The sequence below is a fragment of the Protofrankia sp. Cr2 genome (assembly GCF_963555885.1).
Classification (GTDB): Bacteria; Actinomycetota; Actinomycetes; order Frankiales; family Frankiaceae; genus Protofrankia.
This window is the reverse complement of the sequence record NZ_CAUVXG010000006.1, coordinates 58,408-74,656: the sequence shown is the minus strand read 5'-3', so window position 1 is coordinate 74,656 and position 16,249 is coordinate 58,408. Positions and strand designations below refer to the sequence as shown.

The following is a 16,249-nucleotide window of genomic DNA, read 5'->3' as shown; positions in this document are numbered from 1 at the left end:
ACCGGGTCCACCAGAGCCTCGAGAACCTTCTGAAGAGTGATCGCCTGCACGTCAGGGTGAGGTGGGACCCGCTCCTGCCCGCTGGATCGTGCGACGGCCATCAACCAGCGCCTCCTTCTGCTGCTTTCCTATCGTACGAGCTGGATCAAAGTTCGGTGACCATCAAAGTTTGACAACCATCGAACTTATGGGCTTCAGTAGGGACGGCCGCCGCGGCGCACGCGCCGGCCCCCCATCCCCGTGTTCGGAAAGGCGATCCATGATGGCCAGGACAGTGCGTTTCCACGACGTCGGTGGCCCGGAGGTACTGAGGCTGGAGGACGTTGAGGTCGGCGAGCCCGGGCCGGGCGAGCTGCGTGTCCGGGTGGACGCGATCGGCCTCAACCGGGCTGAAGTGATGTTCCGCGGTGGCTACTACATCGAGCCGGTCAAGGAGTTTCCCGCCCGGCTGGGTTATGAGGCCGCGGGTGTCGTCGAGGCCGTCGGCGCCGGCGTTGCCGGCTTCGAGATCGGTCAGGCGGTCAGTGTCGTGCCCGCCTTCTCACAGAACGACTACGGCGTCTACGCCGAGCGGGCCATCGTTCCCGCCTCAGCGGTGCTGCACCGCCCGCAGGGCGTGGACGCGGTTATGGGTGCAGCGGTGTGGATGCCCTATGTAACCGCGTACGGGGCCTTGGTGGAGATCGGCGGAATGCGGGCCGGTGACACCGTCGTCCTCACCGCAGCCTCCAGCAGTGTGGGGCTTGCCGCCATCCAGGTGGCAAACCGTGTCGGCGCTGTTCCGATCGTCACGACCCGCACGAGCGCCAAGAAGGAGCGGCTGCTCAAGGCGGGCGCGGCCGAGGTGATCGCCGTCGAGGAGGAGAACGTCGTCGAGCGGGTACTCACCGCAACCGGTGGCCGTGGTGCCGAGTTCGTCTTCGACGCCGTTGCCGGCCCTGGCGTGCTCGACCTTGCCAAGGTGCTGGCGCCTGACGGCACCCTGTTCATCTACGGCCTGTTGAGTGGCGAACCCACGCCGTATCCGATGGCGACGATGCCGGCGTTGACCATGCGTACCTACACCCTGTTCGAGATCACCACGGACGAACGGCGGCTGCGCCGTGCCGAGGCGTTCGTGGCCTCTGGTCTGCGAACGGGTGCCTTCCAGCCCGTCGTGGACCGCACCTTCGATCTGGAAGAAATCGTGGCGGCCCACCGGTATATGGAATCCAACACCCAGATCGGTAAGATCGTCGTCACGGTCACGCACTGACCCGATGTCGTGGACGACAATGCCGGCGATCCATTCGGGCGCGCATCGGGTCGAGACTGATAGTGACTGTATCTGTGGGTAACTTTACGTTTGTTCAGATCAGAGCCCTCCCGGCCCGTGCATTCGTCCTGGGTACAGACCGCCTCCCGCAATCCCGCCACCAGCCCTGCTCCCATCGCGCGGTCACGTCCAGCGGACGTTACCCAGGTCAGCGGCAAACCCGGACCAAGACGACGTAGTCCCGGCACAAGACGTCTGAACCGCTCCGTGTTCGCCTTACCAACCTTTGACATATACTCTTACTAATTCTTGACATATAAGGGCCACAATCGCCACATGGCCACACACCCCGCAGGCTCGCACGCTGCGCGCTCCGTCCGCACGCTGGTGTCAGCAGCTGTCGGCCTGCTCATCGTGGTGACCGGATGCACCCCCGGGCACGGTGCGTCCACGGGGGAGGGCACCGGCCGGCCTGCGGCGACTGAGACGGTGGCGGTCGGGTCGTCCACCCAGACGATCACCGTCGGCGGGCAGGCGCGGACCTTCCACCTCTACCGGCCGGCGTCGCTGCCGTTGTCGGGAGCGGTGCCGCTGGTCGTGATGCTCCACGGCGGTTACGGCAGCGGAACCCAGGCCGAGTCCTCCTACGGCTGGGACGCCGAGGCCGACAGTCAGCACTTCATGGTCGCCTATCCGGACGGCCTCGACCATGCCTGGGATGTGGGCGGCGGCTGTTGCGGTACGCCGGGACGCACCAACGTCGACGACGTGGCCTTCATCACCCAGCTCGTGGCCATCGTGAGCCACGCGCTACCCATCGACCCGACCCGGGTCTACGCCACAGGCATATCCAACGGCGGGATGCTCGCCTACCGGCTGGCCTGCGACACCACCGTGTTCGCCGCCATCGGACCGGACTCGGCCACCCTGCTCGGCCCATGTCCAGCGCCGGCGCCCGTCTCGGTCATCCACATTCACGGCACCGCCGATCACAACATCCCCTACAACGGTGGCCAGGGCGACGGCACCGTCAAGATCAACGGGCCTGCGGTTCCGTCTCTGATCGCAACCTGGCGCGAGGTCGATCACTGCCCCGCGCCGACGGTCGGTACGGCCGGGTCGGTCACGACGTCGGTGGCCCGCTGCCCCGCCGGTCGCGACGTCGAGCTGGTCACCATCGCCGGGGCAGGTCACCAGTGGCCGGGCGGGGAGCCCAAGCCCGTGCTGGAGCGTGTACTGCACCTTGATCCCCCGTCTGGCGCGCTGAACGCCACCGACACCATCTGGCGCTTCTTCGCCACCCATCCCAAACCCGCCGGCGGCTGACCGCGAGACCTGATGGGGACAATGCCACCCACAGCCTGCGCGCCATCGCGATCATCGCACTCCACGACAGCTGAAAGGCAACGACATGGTTTGGACTCCCGAGGCCGCCCTTGAGTTCGGACGTGAGCACGTGATGGTGTGGAACCGGCATGACCTCAAGGAAATCGCTCGTCTCTACGCCCCCGATGTGGAGCTCGTTTCCCCGCTCGCGGGGGAGATAACCGACTCCAGCACCCTCAAGGGCCGCGAGGCTGTGGTCCGCTACTTCGGCGCGGCTCTGGACCGCCATCCTGACCTGCGCTTCGAGCTGGCCGACGTGCTGTATTGCATCGACACCGTCACGCTTTACTTCCGTAGCATCGGCGGACGCATGGTCGCCGAGGTACTGACCGTCAATCCCGGTGAGCCGATCAGTCGGGTACAGGCCCATTACACCTGTTGCCCGCCCACGGCCCGGGACGTGTGAGCACCGGTGGGTCAAGGTCCGTTCCTTGATCCACGCCCCTGTTGCCGGGCGCTCGTAACGATGTGAATCTGATGCTCCTGGCACAACACCAGATTCACATCGTGCCCACAGGGCGGCCGGCCCGGACGTAGCTGTCCAGCGAGGTGGGTGACCGCCAGCGTCCAGGCGGGGCAGGATAGACCGATGAACGAGGTCTACGTCCTTGGCGGCCATGGGTATGTCGGCAGCCGGGTCGTCACCGAAGCTGGCCGGGCCGGAGTCGCCGTGGTCAGCCGGACCGGAGACGACCGCCGCGGAATGCCGTCGCTGGCCTGGCAGGAGTTCCTCGTCCATGTCACGTCCTCCAGGCAATGCTCGGTGGTGTGGCTCTTGGACGGGGCCAGGCACACAGAGCCGCAACGCCTCGACGAGCTGCTTGCCGTCGCTCCGCCGGACGCCCATGTGGTGTTCGTGTCGACCTGCACGGTCTACGGCGCACGCCAGGACGACCTGTGCGGCGAGGATCAACCCCTTGATCTACTGACGACAGATGCCCGACTGAAGGCCGGCTGCGAACAGAGGCTCATCACGTCCGGACGGTCCTGGTGTGTGCTGCGCCTCGGCGCCCTGTACGGGATCGACGACCGCGGCGTCCGGAAAGACCGGATCGAGAAGTGGGTGACCCAGGCAGCCCAGGGGACCGTGACCGACGAGTGCGCGGCGGCCCTGCGCGCGGATCGCCTCGATGGCCACCCGGGCGATGTCCTCCGGGACGCGGCGCATGCTGCCGAAGCCGACATACACCGGTGGTGCGCCGGCGTCCAGGAACGCCACCAGCTCGTCCGGTAGCGGGCGTTCGTCCGGCAGGATTCATTTCTTGACCTTGAGGTTCAGAATTGGGATAGGCTTGCCCATGTGGGTAGGCCCAAGCAGTTCGATCCGGATGCGGCCGTGGACAGGGCCATGGATGTCTTCTGGCGGAAGGGCTACGCGGGCACCACACCCCAGGACCTGGTCGATGAACTGGGTATAGGCAAGGGCAGCCTGTATGCCACGTTCGACAGCAAGAGGGCACTCTTTGACCGCGCGCTAGAGCGCTACCGGGAGCAACAGGCGGACACCCTCGCGCGCATCATCGATCAGCCGGGACCGGTCAAGCCGCGGCTGCGGGCTGCACTCCAGTTCATCGTCGAGGCCAACGCCGCCGATCCCGACCGGCGCGGATGCCTCGCGGTCAACACCGCCGCCGAGCTGGGCGGCGCCGACCCCAAGGCGACCCTTGATGTGCGCCACATGTTCGAACGGACCCAAGGCGCTCTTGAGGCTGTCATCACCGAAGGTCAGCGCACCGGGGAAATCCGGTCCGACATCCCTGGCGCAGCCCTGAGTGCGTACCTGTTCACCACGGTCGTCGGCCTGCAGTTGTTGGTCAAGACGGTCCGCGACCCACTCGACCTGACCCAGGTGGTCGAGGCGGCAATCCGCTCCCTGTAGCCGGTGGTTCTCGGCAGGCACCGGCGAATCTGCACCCATTTTCTGTACCTATAGTTCAAGAAAGGTGCTTGATGGATCTTCATCTCAAGGGCAAGACCGCCATCGTGACCGGAGCCGGCCGAGGCATAGGTCTGGCAACGGTCCGGGCGCTGGTGTCCGAGGGTGTTCACGTCGTCGGTGTGACGAGGACGGTGACTCCGGAACTGGAGACTACGGGCGCGACCACGGTGTGCGCGGACCTCTCATCCGCCGCCGGTACCGACCAGCTGCTGACCTGGGTCGACGGGATCGATCTCTTGGTTAACAACGTCGGCGGCGGTCGTGGGGGAGAGACCTCGGGCTTCCTTGACCTGGATGACGATCACTGGGATCAGATGCTGCAGACGAACCTGATGAGCGCGGTGCGGGTGAGCCGGGCGCTGCTACCGGGCCTGGTGTCACGAGGCGGGGTCATCGTGAACGTGTCGTCGATGGGCGCCTGGCAGCCGGCCGGACCGCCGCTGGCCTACAACGTGGCCAAAGCGGCGCTTAAGGCACTCGGCAAAGGGCTGGCGGAGGAGTTCGGCCGGCAGGGAGTCCGGGTGGCCACCGTGTCCCCCGGCCCCACCCGAACCGACGTCTGGGAAGGCTGCGACGGGATCGGCTCGAAGTTCGCCGCGGCGGCCGGCGTTCCTCACGACCAGTTCGTGTCCCAGGTCCCGACCATGATCGGCATGCTCACCGGGCGCCTGGCCGAGCCCGACGAGGTCGCCGCGCTGATCATCTTCCTACTGTCCCCAGTGGCCGCCAGTATCACCGGCTCTGATCACCGCATCGACGGCGGCGCTATCAAGATCGCCTGACTCATGGGTACGCCCGAGAACCCCGGCACCACAGCGAGAGCCACCGACGAAAGGACTGACCCCGAGAACACGACCGACCTGGTCAAGGACCTACTTCGAACTGTTGAGCCGCCACTGTCGGTGCAAGAACGAGCCCGGCTGCGGGAACTGGAACGAGAAGTCCATGACCTGCGAATGAAAGCGGAATTTTTGGGAAAAGCGGCGGCCTTCTCCGCTCAGGAATATCAGTGAGCTCCAAGTACGAGTTCATCGATAGCGAGAAGGTTAACTACCCGCTAATTCGTATGTTCGTGTGGATGGGTGTGTCCGCCTCAGGGTTCTACGAGTGGCGCCACCGGCCGGCGTCCGCGACCGCGCTGCGCCGCGCCGGCCTGGCCGCCGAGATCAAGATTGAGTTCGACGAGTCCGACGGCACCTACGGCTACCGTCGCGTCTACGCCGCCCTGGCCCGCCGTGGCGTCCACGCGGGCCTGGAGCTGGTCAGATCCCTAATGTGGCAGCTGGGCCTCGTCGCCTGCCAGCCCCGGCCCTGGAAGACCACGACGGCCGCCGACCCTGCCGCACCGGCTGCGTTCCGCAGCGAGTAAACCCTCCAGAAGCACAACGGTTTCCTCCCGCGATGGCAACACGGCCGTATATGTCACACTCGCCGGTACGCGGGCCTTTTCTTAGGCTGATCTTTGGTCGGACCAGTCTTCCTGGCGGGATCCCGTGCTTTCTTGTTGAATCGTCGGTTTTCGGGCGTGTCGACTACGGAGAGTGTCAGTCATATACGGTCATGAGTCATTACATGGAAACGCTCATTGGAAGGATGCGGGATACATGGACTATTCTCCCCAGAAATCCGAAGCCACTATCGTCCTGAACAAATGCTGCCGACGGCGCCGAAAGGATGATCCACGAATGAACGGTTCAACACGGCGCCGAATTTCCAGCCGATCAGGCTGCGGAATCATCGTGTTCGGCGTGTTGGCAATGCTGTTGGGCGGTTGCGGCGGCGCCCCTTCCGCCGCGGGCCTGGTGACACCGACCGGTACCGCACCGGAGGTCAGCCAGGCCCCGACGGCCTCGCCATCCGCCGCTGCGACGGGCCTGCGGCAGGTTGCCAGCTTCGCCGGCGACACCCTGCACGTGGACCCGCTGGCATTCAGCCCGGACGGCCGGACTCTGGCCGGCAACGAGGGCAGCGAGAAGCGGGTGCGATTGTGGGACGTGGAGACGGGAAAGGCCACGGCCACCATCACCGCACCCGGTAATGTGTCGGTGGGTTTCACCCCTGACGGACAGGCACTCGCCACCGGCTACGCCGGTTATGGGGCACAACTGTGGGACGTCGGTACCGGAACCTCCACCGCCACCTTTCCGAACCCGGTGACGACCGGGGCGAACCCGTTGGGTGGCAGCGGAGCCGTGGCGGTCAGCCCGGACGGTAAGACGCTCGCGAGCATCGGGAATGGGGGCGGGGTGACCTCGGTGCTGCTCTGGGACGTCGCTACCGGCAAAAACATTACGAAGCTCACGCCCCGCAGTTCCGTCCTGTTGTGCCTCGCCTTCAGTCCCGACGGCAAGACCATCGCCGCCGGCGGCAACGGCGGTGGCGTCACCAATCAAGGAAGCGTGTACACGTGGCAGGTGGCTACCGGAACCCCCGGGCCGACGCTACGGCTCGCCACCACAGATCTGGTGAAGGTCATCGGCAACAAGGTCAGTTCGTTGGCCTTCAGCCCGGACGGTAAGATCATAGCCGGTGCCGGGTTCGCCGGCCCGTCGTACCTGCAGAACGGTGCCTACACCGGTACGCAGATCTGGGATGTCACCACCGGCACGGTCGTCTCCACCGTCACCGACACCGGCGGCGGCTCGGTCGCGTTCAGCCCGGACGGTGCGACTCTGGCCACCACGCTCACCGGTGGTACTGGCGTCGAACTGTGGGATGTTGCCGCGGGGAAGACGACGGGCACCATCACCCTGCCCACCAACTCCGCCATGACCGCGGCGGGCACATCCGGGGCGCCGCTGGCCTTCAACCCGGACGGGAAGACTCTGGCCGTCGGGGTCGGCGGAACAGTTCAACTCTGGGCGCTGCGCTGATCCCGGCACTGTTGCGTTATCGAAAGCGGTGGAGGTCCCACTCATGGACGGGGAAGCGGAACTCCGCGTAGAGGTCCTGGTAGGCACCCTCGAAACGGCCCAGCGCCTCCCGCAGTCCGCCCTCCGTGCTCAGGTCCGCCTCGTGACCGCTGCTCGCCACAGGATCAGTTAGGTGCCGGCCATGCTCATCATGCGTGGAGGTGACGATGGAGTGCCGCGTTCGGATATGACAACGACAGCGTCGGCCTCGGCAGGGTTCTATGAGCGAGTCGCCTCGTAGTCGGGGAGTGCGGCCGGGGTGGTCCGGGTTGCCGGGCGCATGATCAGGATCAGTACGGCCAGCCCGGCGAAGATGCACGCACCGCCGTACGCGATCCTGGACATGCGGGTCCGCGACTCCACGATCGGCCTCCACCGGCACATAGGTGCTGGGCGCTGTCCGGCGATCTCGGCCTGTGATGGGTGCTACAGGCTGACCTTGCCCGAGGGGTTGTCCCGGTCGAACAGACGGCTGGCCCGGAGGACGTAGCTGTCCGGCCCCGGAACCATCCGCAACTGGCGCAAGCAAGGACTCCTCCACGGACGGCAGGAGACCCGCCCGCCCCACCGCTGGATCATCCACGCCGACCCCGCCGAACTCACCGCCCTGCGCATACGCTTGGACCGCGTCCTCGGACGCACCACCCGCGTGCATCCGCGCTTCAGCGACGACCCGGCACTTCGCCTCCCACCGGTGCAGTCTGCTTGACAAATCTCCATACCTCAATGACTACGCACGTAGGCGTGAAACTCAGCCGGTCCCGCGCGACCAAGGCCAGATGGCGGATCGTCGACATGGTCAACATCGGCGAGCGGCCGCAGGAAGCCGATGACCGCGCCGTGCCCGGATTCCGGGAAGGGATCTCATCATCAGAAAGGGAAACAAGTCCCAGATCGCCACTCTCGTCGAGCGGACTACCCGGTTCGTCATGCTGGTGCGGATTCCGTACGACGGTAACGCCGAACGGGTCGCCTACCTGCTCGCCAGAAGGATGGAACAGCTCTCCGACGTCCTTCGTAACAACGTCACCTGGGACCAGGGAAAGGAGATGGCTCGGCACGCCGAGTGCACCGTCCGGACGGGAATTCTCGTGTATTTCTGCGATCCGCGCTCGCCATGGTGGCGAGGCTCGAACGAGAACACGCACGGCCTTCTTCGGCGCTTGTGACCGCGGCGGGCGGCGGGTTTTCGCCACCGCCCGCTCGCCTGTCTACGCCTCGGCGGCCGTCCCGGCCGGCGCCCAGTACGGGTCGCGGCCGATGAAGCCCAGCAGCCGGGCCTGGACGTCGGCGTCGCCCGGCACCGCGATCCGGGGGCCGTACTGGCCGGAGCCCCGCAGCACGTCCTCCATCGACTCCATCCCGGCCAGCAGGCCGGCGCAGAAGTCCGGGTCGAGCCAATCGTCCTGGCCGGTGGCGCGGGCCAGGTCCCATGTGTGCATGAACACGTCGGCCGTGTAGAACCGGTCGATCGCGACGTCCAGGGGCGCTTCGCCGATGTGCGGGTTGGTCAGCACCCGGCCGGCCGTCGTCGGGTCGTCCAGCAACGCCTGGACGGCGTCGTGGTGCACCCGCCACGTGGCGACCGGGTCATCGTCCACCGAGGGTCCGCGGGCCAGCTCGATGCCGGTGCCGGCGGCGAGGAAGGCGGGGAACCAGTCCGTCAGGTGGCGCACGACGTCGCGGGCGGTCCAGGCGGCGACCGGTGACGGCCCGTCCCACGCCCGGGTCGCCTCGACCCGGGCGGTGAACGTCCCGGCGATCTGGCGGTGACGCTCGGCGGGCGCCTCAGACAGCGCCATCGGCCAGCGTCCCGTCGGACAGCATCTCGTCCAGCTTGGCGTAGCCCTCGTCGACCCCGGTCTCCATGCCGCTCGACAGCCAGGCGTCGCGGCCTTCGAAGCTGTCGACCAGCGACTGGGTGCGCAGCCGGGTCCGGCCGTCACCGAGGTCGTCGAACCACAGCGTCTCCAGCGCGACGCTGTCCGGCTCGCCCTCGAACGTGAAGGTCTGCACGATGCGGTCCGGCCGCACCTCGTGGAAGCAGCCGTGGAAACCGAACTTGACCCCGTCGCGGGTGGCGACGTAGCGCCAGCGACCGCCGGTGCGGGCCTCCCAGTAGTCGATGCGGGTGGTGAGCGAACGCGGCCCGACCCACTGCGCGAACAGGACGGGATCGGTGTGGGCCCGCAGCAACTGTTCGGGCGTGGCCCGGAAATCCCGGGTCATCCGGATGATCGGTATCTTCGAGTCTGCCTCGATCGTGGTTTCGCTGGTGACGTTCATGCCGCGCTCCCGTCCTTCTCGGTGTTGTCGCGTCCGTCGTGGTTGCGTTCGGTGCTGTCGCGCATGGCGTCCAGGACGGCGTCGATGCGGCGGTACCGCTCCTCGGCCCGGCGCCGGTAGCGCTCGATCCAGGTGTCCATCAGGTCGAAGACCTCCGCCTCGAGGTGCACCGAGCGAGGCTGCGGCCCCTCCGGGCGGGTGACCACGCCGGCCTGCTCCAGCACCCGCAGATGCTTGTAGACGGCCTGCAGGCTCATCGGGTACGGCTCGGCGAGCTGGTTCACCGTCGCGTCGGCCTGGGCGAGCCGGGCCACCATGTCGCGCCGGGTCGGATCGGCGAGGGCCGAGAAGATTCGGGACAGCGAGTCAGCCACCATCGAGCCTCACTTCGCTTCAACCTTCTGGTTGAAATAAACGTTAGGCGGTGGCAGCCTTGGTGTCAACCGTTTGGTTGAAACGCGTCGGTCCCGCGCCGCGAGAGCAGCCGCCGCGCGTCCGCCATCCCCGACGACCACCGGCACGCCCAGTTCCCGGGCGGGAGAGAAGCGCCCTGACCCAACCGAGTGATGGGTGCTACAGGCCGACCTGGCCTGAGGGGTTGTCGCGGTCGAACAGGCGGCCGGCCCGGACGTAGCTGTCCAGCGAGGTGGGTGACCGCCAGCGGCCCTGGCGCATGATCGATCGGTCGGTGACGCCGGCGCGGGCGGCGGCGGTGGCGAACCCCGACCGCAGTGAGTGGCCGGCGAAGTCGGTGGGGGACAGGCCCGCCGCACCGACCCGGCGCTGGACGATCCGGGCGACCGAACCCGGGTCGAGCCGGCCGGCGCTCACCCCGCCATGGCGGTTCACCGCCCGAAATGCCGGCCCCTCGACCAGGCCCGCGGCCTCCCGCCACGCAATCCATGATCGAACCGGGCAGGTCGGCCGGTAGGAGCCGTAGGCGAGGCCGACCAGTGCACCCGCCCGCTCCTGGTCGGTCTTGGAGCCGCGGATGGCAAGAACCAGACCGTCAGCTGTCTCGGCGATGTCGGCGACGTCGAGGGCCACGAGTTCACTGCGGCGCAGGCATCCGGCGAAGCCGACCAGCAGCAGCGCCCGGTCCCGGACGTCGGTGAGGCGATCGCCGTCCACCGCCTCGAGCACGCGGGTCAGCAAACCGGTTTCCAACGCGTGCTTGCGCGCGGGCGCCACGCCGTGGGTGCGGCGGATGCCGTCCCAGACCGTTGCCACCTCGACCGAGGTTGTCGGGTTGAGGTGGCGGCCGAGCTGGTGTGCCACGGAGATCGCCGCCATCCGCCGTCGGATGGTCGCCGGTTTGTAGCCGCTGTCGGCGAGCGCCGTCAGATAGCCCGCCACCGTCGCCGGTGCCGCCGGCACCGCGCTGCGCGCCGGAGAGTGTTCGGTGCACCACGTGGCGAAGTGCCGCAGGTCGCTGTCGTAGGCGCGCCACGTCGAGGAGGCCCGCGCGGCACGGGCGTAGTCGGCCATCCGTTCGACCAGGGCTGGTGACAGCGCAGAGTGTTCGCCATCATCGCGGATCGCAATCTCGGAACCGTCCTCGCTCATGTCTGAGCCCTCCCTTTCGACGCCGTTCTGACGCCCGAGAAGTGAAGCTTATCGGGCGTCAGGATCCGGAACGTTTCATATCGTATCGGCTCAATGAGATGTAACTAAATGACAGTTCAAAACGAAACGTAAAAGGCGAAGCTGGGGGCGCCGCCTGATCGCAGCGATTCGCTCACGCGTGCCGCACGGACGTGGCCACCAGGCATGTCGTGGCGGGGTCGCGATCTCTGCCGATCGATCGTCGGCCATCGGCGCTGTGCCTGATCCCCTATCGACACTGCCGCAGTTCGATCTATAGCAGATGCCATACTTGACGCTATGGCCACGACATCTATGCAGCTTGACAGCGGGCTACGCGACGAACTGGCGGAGATCGCCGAGCGGGACTTCCATGGCGTGCCGCTGGGCGAGGCAGTCCGGCGTCTGGTCAAGGAATACAAGATCAACCGCATCATGCGACGGTACGAGGAGCTGCGCGCCGACGCCGAGGAATGGGCCAGCTACCAGGCCGAGGCGCGGCTGACCGACGATGCAGCCGGCGACGGCTTGGCAGATACGCGCGAAGAGTACCCGGAGTACAACCGGTGAGCCCGGCGCTGAGGCTCGCGCCCTGGCAAGTGTGGCTGGTGGACTTCGGCCAGCCGATCGGGCACGAGCAGGGCGGTCCGCGCCCGGCCGTGGTGGTCGGCTCGGCGACGCACTGCCGGTTTCCGATCGACATGGCCCTCGTGGTGCCCCTGACCGCGCGGGACCGGGGCCTGGACCATCACGTGCGCATCGACTCGCCCGCGTCCGGCCTGCACCGGCCGAGCTGGGCACGCACCGAAGAGATCACGGCGGTATCCACCCAGCGATTCACCCAGTCCACGCCGCTGGGCATTGCCTCAGCCGCCGAAATCGCCAAACTGGACGAATGGCTACGCGAGATGGTCGCCTTCTGCTGACCCGCCGCGGCGTCAACAGCCCCACCTCCCGCACCCGCCGCGGCGGCGCGAACCCGGGGTGAAGGACTCCCACGTCCAAGATCGCTGGGAAAACGCCGTTATCGAATCAGGCCACTTGGGTGCGACGCACCGACTGGAGGACAACCGAACCGTGCCACAACAGCGATCAACACCGTCAGACTGCACGTCCAAGTCACCGGCCGGCGTCGCACTTCCGATCATCGACCGCAATCGGTGCGAAGGTAAGGAGGACTGCGTCGTCGTCTGCCCCTACGATGTGTTCGAGGTGCGCAAGCTGACCGAACAGGAACGCGAGGGCATGTCCCTGCTGGGCTCGTTGAAATACGTGGCGCACGGCCGGCGCCAGGCCGTCGTGGCCAAGCCGATGGACTGTCACGCGTGCGGTCTGTGCGTGAATGCCTGCCCCGAGAAGGCGATCACCCTTCGCCGGAACAAGCACGACGGGCAAATGAGTTGAACGCGCCCGACGTTCCCCTCGGCGGAGCCTTGCGTCCGACCTGGTCAAGGCGCGGCCCCGACGGTGGGTGGCGCCTGTCAACCCCCGCTCGCGCACAGGCCGGGACACCCGTTTCCGGTTGATCGGCCCCCACGTCGCCACGCGCCAGAGGTCTTTGTTAGATCTTGATGATCTGTTCGGAGCGTCATGTTGATCCGTTCGGGATGCGCCGATCTTCGCCTGATGTGATCAGGCTGTGACTCCGGAAGAGATCACGCAGGTGGCGCCCCGGCTGGTCGACTTCGTCGCCGGGATGCTGACCGGCCTGCCGCGGACTGATCAGCGGGCGACCGGCGAGCTGTCCGTGCGCGGGCTGCTGATGAACGGGGAGCGCAAGTCGACGCAGCCGATGGCCGAGCGCCTCGGGATCGACCACCAGCGGTTTCGGTATCACTGACGATGATCGGCGAATGCTTGTTGTTAGGTACGCTTTTCAGCCCGAAAAGCGTACTTACCGACAAGCTTTCGGCGATCTTGCTGGCGAAGTGCGCCCACTGCCGCAGCTGTCACCGCCATCCCAGGAGCCGGCGGAACCGCCGGCCATCCCGTCAACCACATCTGCCTCGCGATGGGCCGCGAAGAGTTCGACTAGGTAATCGCTTATAGGTAATCGCTTGCTCATCAGGGCACCAGCATCCCGCCGCAGCACGGACAACCCCAACGCCGCGCCAACCGCGACATCCCCTGCGGCGGGCAACAACCCATGCCTGTCGGCAGGATCCGTCCGTAGCCTGAGTTCCGTGTATGTGCCACGGCCCTTCGCGCTCACCGACCTCGATCAGGTCGCCAGCCATGTCCTCGCCGCGGGAGCAGCCGACCTCGTCACCGTCAACGGCACCCAGCCCGCGGCCACCCTGGTCCCGATCATCTGGGACCGCACCCCGGCCGGACCCGACGCGCCGTACGGACGGCTGCTGGGACACCTCGCCCGCGCGAACCCGCAGTGGCAGGCGGCATCTTCGGGCTGCACGGCGTTGGCGATGGTGCGCGGACCGCAGGCCTACATCTCACCGTCCTGGTACGCGACCAAGGCCGAGCATGGACGGGTCGTCCCGACCTGGAACTACACCGCGATCCACTTCGGCGGGCCGGTCACGTTCCACCACGACCCCGACTGGCTCCGCGACATCGTCACCCGGCTCACCGACCACCACGAACGGCACCGGAAACCGCCGTGGGCGGTCGACGACGCTCCACCCGACTACGTCGCCGGGCTGCTGCGGGGCATCGTCGGCTTCGAACTGGCGGTCGTCACCGTGGCGGCGAAGGAAAAACTCAGCCAGAACCGCTCCGCCGCCGACCGTGAGGGCGTCATCGCGGGACTGCGCGGCGAACCCGGCCCCGGGCCGGCCGCCATCGCCGACCTCATGGAACGGGGATCAGCCGAGCGGGCCTGAACCGCAGACCACCCGCGGTCAGCAAACCCTCTCGGCGCAGCGACATCCAAGACAATGGTGCCGGCCCGCCAAACCCGGCCAGATGGTGGTGGGAGCGGGACCAGCAGATCGGCCATTCGCACCGCGATCGCGTGGGGCGACTGCTGCTGGCGCAGGGCGAGGAACGCCTGACGAACTGCTGGTTGATCAGGCAGATGACATCCGGGGCGGTCCGCACTCCCGCGGTTGAACGAACTGACACTTCATGCGAAGATTGTCAGAATGTCCGACGAGCGCGTGGAGCAGATCCTCGACGCGGCCTACGCGTGCTTCACCCGACATGGGGTGAAGCGCACCACGATGGACGACATCGCCCGGGAGGCGGGGATGTCGCGCGGCGCCGTGTACCAGTACGTGCACAACAAGGAGGACGCCTTCCGGCGCCTCGCGGAGCGGCTTTTCGATGCGACCCTGGCCCGAGCCCGGGTGGACGTCGACACCGGCACTGATCTCACCGAGCGGCTCACCGCCGTGCTGACCGCCAAGCTCGACCTCGTCCTGCGCCTCTGGCGGGACAGCCCGCACGCCGCCGAGCTGCTGGGCGACAACGCCCGTCCGTCCGCCGATCTCGAAGCCGCCTACAGCGCCGCCATGCGTGACCTGCTCGCCGACACCATAGCCGCCGACCTCGCTGCCGCCGATATATCCGCCGCCGACATCATTGCCGCGGACGCCGTTGCCGCCGACGGCCCCGGGGTCAAGGCCCTTGAACTGGCCGAGATCCTGCTCGCGCTCACCCGCGGCCTGGAGGCGGACCTGTCCGACCCCGACGCCACCCTGCGACGGCTGCGCCACGCTGTGGCACTGATCGTCGCAGGGCTGCGCCACACCCGCACCGAGATCCAGGAGACACCATGACCGCCGTGCTGATCACCGGGACGTCGTCGGGAATCGGCCGGGCCACGGCCCGGCGGCTGGCCGCCCGCCCCGACCTGACCGTCTACGCCACCGCCCGCCGGACCGAGACCCTCGCGGACCTCGCTGGTGCCGGTGCCCGCATCCTCCCCCTGGACGTCACCGACGAGACGTCCATGCGCACCGCCGTCGAAACCGTTGAAGCCGAGCACGGCGGGGTCGGGATGCTGGTCAACAACGCCGGCTACGGCGAGTACGGCACCATCGAGGAGACCGACCTCGACGCGGTACGACGCCAGTTCGAGACCAACGTCTTCGGGCTGGCCCGGCTGACCCAGCTCGTGCTGCCCCGCATGCGTGCCACGGGCGGTGGACGGATCGTCAACGTCGGCTCGATGGGCGGCCGTCTCGTCTTCCCCGCCGGCGGCTATTACCACGCAAGCAAATACGCGGTCGAAGCCCTCACCGACGCCCTGCGGTTCGAAACAGCCCCGTTCAACATCAGGGTCATCCTCATCGAACCGGGCCTGATCCGCACAAGTTTCGCCGACACCGCCGCCCATACCCTTGCCGGATCAGCCGCCCCCGCCGGCCCCTATGGCGCCCTCAACGCCGCCGCCGATCAGAAGATGGCCGACGGCTACCGCTCGCGCCGGCTGTCGGCACCGCCCGAGGCCGTCGCCGCGGTGATCGAACGGTCCCTGTTCGCAGCCAGGCCGCGGACCCGCTATGTGGTCACCCCGGCCGCCAAGGCGCTGGTACACACCCGCCGTCTGCTCGGCGCCCGCGTCTTCGACGCCTACCTGGGCATGCGGTTCCGGGCCACCCCGTGACCGGCGAGCCGGCCAGCCCCAACCGCCTGCACCCGACAGCTGGCGGCGGCCGCCGCATCCGCCGTCCGGCGGCTGCCCGCCGGCCCCACCGACGATCAGCTCGCCGCCGGCGCCAGCCACATCTGGGCCCGCGTCAGCGCACCGGACGGCAGGGCGGCCCTCGCCACCCTGCACGGGCCGGATGCCTACGAGTTCACCGCCGCGACGGCGCGCCTGCTCCTGCACTACGTCCTGAGCGGGCAGGTCAGCCCCGGTTTCCAGACACCGGCGGCCGCCTACGGCGCAGACCTCGTCCTCGATGTCGACGGTGTACACCGCAC

General features: G+C 67.5%; 21 protein-coding genes and 2 pseudogenes. 16 read left to right on the top strand and 7 right to left on the bottom strand.

Annotated elements, in window-relative coordinates:
• The first annotated feature begins 262 nt into the window (after positions 1-262).
• The 3 genes from U9978_RS05355 (at position 263) to U9978_RS05345 (ending at position 3,047) form a co-directional block, all read left to right on the top strand.
• On the top strand, positions 263-1,255 hold the full coding sequence (locus U9978_RS05355; RefSeq protein WP_322759919.1) for a zinc-dependent alcohol dehydrogenase family protein: 993 nt from the start codon (positions 263-265) through the stop codon (positions 1,253-1,255).
• Between the two features lie 336 nt (positions 1,256-1,591).
• On the top strand, positions 1,592-2,581 hold the full coding sequence (locus U9978_RS05350; RefSeq protein ID WP_322759918.1) for an alpha/beta hydrolase family esterase: 990 nt from the start codon (positions 1,592-1,594) through the stop codon (positions 2,579-2,581).
• Positions 2,582-2,666: 85 nt separating this feature from the next.
• Positions 2,667-3,047, top strand: coding sequence for a nuclear transport factor 2 family protein (locus U9978_RS05345; protein WP_322759917.1), 381 nt, complete (start codon positions 2,667-2,669; stop codon positions 3,045-3,047).
• Between the two features lie 678 nt (positions 3,048-3,725).
• Here the strand turns inward: U9978_RS05345 and U9978_RS23970 are convergent.
• Positions 3,726-3,896: pseudogene (locus U9978_RS23970) on the bottom strand (glycosyltransferase); the annotation flags it as partial.
• A gap of 45 nt (positions 3,897-3,941) precedes the next feature.
• On the opposite strand from U9978_RS23970, the gene U9978_RS05335 reads away from it, so the two are divergent.
• The 5 genes from U9978_RS05335 (at position 3,942) to U9978_RS05310 (ending at position 7,453) form a co-directional block, all read left to right on the top strand.
• Complete coding sequence (locus U9978_RS05335) at positions 3,942-4,520, top strand: TetR/AcrR family transcriptional regulator (RefSeq protein WP_322759915.1); 579 nt, start codon at positions 3,942-3,944, stop codon at positions 4,518-4,520.
• Between the two features lie 71 nt (positions 4,521-4,591).
• On the top strand, positions 4,592-5,362 hold the full coding sequence (locus U9978_RS05330; RefSeq protein ID WP_322759914.1) for an SDR family oxidoreductase: 771 nt from the start codon (positions 4,592-4,594) through the stop codon (positions 5,360-5,362).
• Between the two features lie 3 nt (positions 5,363-5,365).
• Complete coding sequence (locus U9978_RS05325) at positions 5,366-5,593, top strand: hypothetical protein (protein WP_322759913.1); 228 nt, start codon at positions 5,366-5,368, stop codon at positions 5,591-5,593.
• Positions 5,590-5,949 carry an IS3 family transposase gene (locus tag U9978_RS05320; protein WP_416210859.1) on the top strand — a complete coding sequence of 120 codons (360 nt, stop codon included), beginning with the start codon at positions 5,590-5,592 and terminating at the stop codon, positions 5,947-5,949. The genes U9978_RS05325 and U9978_RS05320 overlap by 4 nt, the downstream gene beginning before the upstream one ends.
• A gap of 316 nt (positions 5,950-6,265) precedes the next feature.
• Positions 6,266-7,453, top strand: a complete 1,188-nt coding sequence (locus U9978_RS05310; protein WP_322759912.1) for a WD40 repeat domain-containing protein — start codon at positions 6,266-6,268, stop codon at positions 7,451-7,453.
• Between the two features lie 16 nt (positions 7,454-7,469).
• Here U9978_RS05310 and U9978_RS05305 read toward each other — a convergent pair whose 3' ends face one another.
• The gene (locus U9978_RS05305; RefSeq protein ID WP_322759911.1) at positions 7,470-7,613 is read right to left on the bottom strand and encodes a hypothetical protein; all 144 of its coding nucleotides are present in this window, start codon (positions 7,611-7,613) and stop codon (positions 7,470-7,472) included.
• A 98-nt stretch (positions 7,614-7,711) separates the two neighbouring features.
• Positions 7,712-7,837 carry a hypothetical protein gene (locus tag U9978_RS05300; RefSeq protein WP_322759910.1) on the bottom strand — a complete coding sequence of 42 codons (126 nt, stop codon included), beginning with the start codon at positions 7,835-7,837 and terminating at the stop codon, positions 7,712-7,714.
• Positions 7,838-8,287: 450 nt separating this feature from the next.
• Here U9978_RS05300 and U9978_RS05295 point away from each other — a divergent pair.
• A pseudogene (locus U9978_RS05295) lies at positions 8,288-8,655 on the top strand (IS30 family transposase); the annotation flags it as partial.
• A 48-nt stretch (positions 8,656-8,703) separates the two neighbouring features.
• On the opposite strand, the gene U9978_RS05290 reads toward U9978_RS05295, so the two are convergent.
• The 4 genes from U9978_RS05290 to U9978_RS05275 form a co-directional block, all read right to left on the bottom strand.
• Positions 8,704-9,294, bottom strand: coding sequence for a maleylpyruvate isomerase family mycothiol-dependent enzyme (locus tag U9978_RS05290; RefSeq protein WP_322759909.1), 591 nt, complete (start codon positions 9,292-9,294; stop codon positions 8,704-8,706).
• Positions 9,281-9,778: an SRPBCC family protein gene (locus U9978_RS05285; protein ID WP_322759908.1), complete on the bottom strand. Its 498-nt coding sequence runs from the start codon at positions 9,776-9,778 to the stop codon at positions 9,281-9,283. Before U9978_RS05285 ends, U9978_RS05290 begins: the two co-directional genes overlap by 14 nt.
• Positions 9,775-10,155, bottom strand: a complete 381-nt coding sequence (locus tag U9978_RS05280) for a metalloregulator ArsR/SmtB family transcription factor (protein ID WP_322759907.1) — start codon at positions 10,153-10,155, stop codon at positions 9,775-9,777. Before U9978_RS05280 ends, U9978_RS05285 begins: the two co-directional genes overlap by 4 nt.
• Before the next feature lie 196 nt (positions 10,156-10,351).
• Positions 10,352-11,344 (bottom strand): site-specific integrase, encoded by a 993-nt coding sequence (locus tag U9978_RS05275; protein WP_322759906.1) that lies wholly within the window; start codon positions 11,342-11,344, stop codon positions 10,352-10,354.
• Between the two features lie 318 nt (positions 11,345-11,662).
• Between U9978_RS05275 and U9978_RS05270 the strand changes: the two genes are divergently transcribed.
• The 7 genes from U9978_RS05270 to U9978_RS05240 all read left to right on the top strand — a co-directional run bounded on the left by U9978_RS05270 (position 11,663) and on the right by U9978_RS05240 (position 15,929).
• Positions 11,663-11,932 (top strand): hypothetical protein, encoded by a 270-nt coding sequence (locus U9978_RS05270; RefSeq protein ID WP_322759905.1) that lies wholly within the window; start codon positions 11,663-11,665, stop codon positions 11,930-11,932.
• A complete protein-coding gene (locus U9978_RS05265) occupies positions 11,929-12,288 on the top strand; it encodes a type II toxin-antitoxin system PemK/MazF family toxin (RefSeq protein ID WP_322759904.1) in 360 nt (119 codons plus the stop codon). The genes U9978_RS05270 and U9978_RS05265 overlap by 4 nt, the downstream gene beginning before the upstream one ends.
• 151 nt (positions 12,289-12,439) lie before the next feature.
• Entirely contained in the window at positions 12,440-12,766 is a 327-nt protein-coding gene (locus U9978_RS05260) for a ferredoxin family protein (protein WP_322759903.1), read from the top strand.
• Positions 12,767-13,001: 235 nt separating this feature from the next.
• Positions 13,002-13,202: a transposase gene (locus U9978_RS05255; RefSeq protein ID WP_322759902.1), complete on the top strand. Its 201-nt coding sequence runs from the start codon at positions 13,002-13,004 to the stop codon at positions 13,200-13,202.
• A 343-nt stretch (positions 13,203-13,545) separates the two neighbouring features.
• Positions 13,546-14,202, top strand: coding sequence for an FMN-binding negative transcriptional regulator (locus U9978_RS05250; protein WP_322759901.1), 657 nt, complete (start codon positions 13,546-13,548; stop codon positions 14,200-14,202).
• Positions 14,203-14,463: 261 nt separating this feature from the next.
• Positions 14,464-15,099: a helix-turn-helix domain-containing protein gene (locus tag U9978_RS05245; protein WP_322759900.1), complete on the top strand. Its 636-nt coding sequence runs from the start codon at positions 14,464-14,466 to the stop codon at positions 15,097-15,099.
• The gene (locus U9978_RS05240; RefSeq protein ID WP_322759899.1) at positions 15,096-15,929 is read left to right on the top strand and encodes an oxidoreductase; all 834 of its coding nucleotides are present in this window, start codon (positions 15,096-15,098) and stop codon (positions 15,927-15,929) included. Before U9978_RS05245 ends, U9978_RS05240 begins: the two co-directional genes overlap by 4 nt.
• Positions 15,930-16,249: the final 320 nt, after the last annotated feature.

Bases quoted from the DNA above. Each gene is read 5' to 3' on its own strand.
- U9978_RS05355 (WP_322759919.1), top strand. From the start codon at position 263: ATGGCCAGGACAGTGCGTTTCCACGACGTCGGTGGCCCGGAGGTACTG.
- U9978_RS05350 (WP_322759918.1), top strand. From the start codon at position 1,592: ATGGCCACACACCCCGCAGGCTCGCACGCTGCGCGCTCCGTCCGCACG.
- U9978_RS05345 (WP_322759917.1), top strand. From the start codon at position 2,667: ATGGTTTGGACTCCCGAGGCCGCCCTTGAGTTCGGACGTGAGCACGTG.
- U9978_RS05330 (WP_322759914.1), top strand. From the start codon at position 4,592: ATGGATCTTCATCTCAAGGGCAAGACCGCCATCGTGACCGGAGCCGGC.
- U9978_RS05325 (WP_322759913.1), top strand. From the start codon at position 5,366: ATGGGTACGCCCGAGAACCCCGGCACCACAGCGAGAGCCACCGACGAA.
- U9978_RS05310 (WP_322759912.1), top strand. From the start codon at position 6,266: ATGAACGGTTCAACACGGCGCCGAATTTCCAGCCGATCAGGCTGCGGA.
- U9978_RS05300 (WP_322759910.1), bottom strand. From the start codon at position 7,837: ATGTCCAGGATCGCGTACGGCGGTGCGTGCATCTTCGCCGGGCTGGCC.
- U9978_RS05290 (WP_322759909.1), bottom strand. From the start codon at position 9,294: ATGGCGCTGTCTGAGGCGCCCGCCGAGCGTCACCGCCAGATCGCCGGG.
- U9978_RS05285 (WP_322759908.1), bottom strand. From the start codon at position 9,778: ATGAACGTCACCAGCGAAACCACGATCGAGGCAGACTCGAAGATACCG.
- U9978_RS05280 (WP_322759907.1), bottom strand. From the start codon at position 10,155: ATGGTGGCTGACTCGCTGTCCCGAATCTTCTCGGCCCTCGCCGATCCG.
- U9978_RS05275 (WP_322759906.1), bottom strand. From the start codon at position 11,344: ATGAGCGAGGACGGTTCCGAGATTGCGATCCGCGATGATGGCGAACAC.
- U9978_RS05270 (WP_322759905.1), top strand. From the start codon at position 11,663: ATGGCCACGACATCTATGCAGCTTGACAGCGGGCTACGCGACGAACTG.
- U9978_RS05245 (WP_322759900.1), top strand. From the start codon at position 14,464: ATGTCCGACGAGCGCGTGGAGCAGATCCTCGACGCGGCCTACGCGTGC.
- U9978_RS05240 (WP_322759899.1), top strand. From the start codon at position 15,096: ATGACCGCCGTGCTGATCACCGGGACGTCGTCGGGAATCGGCCGGGCC.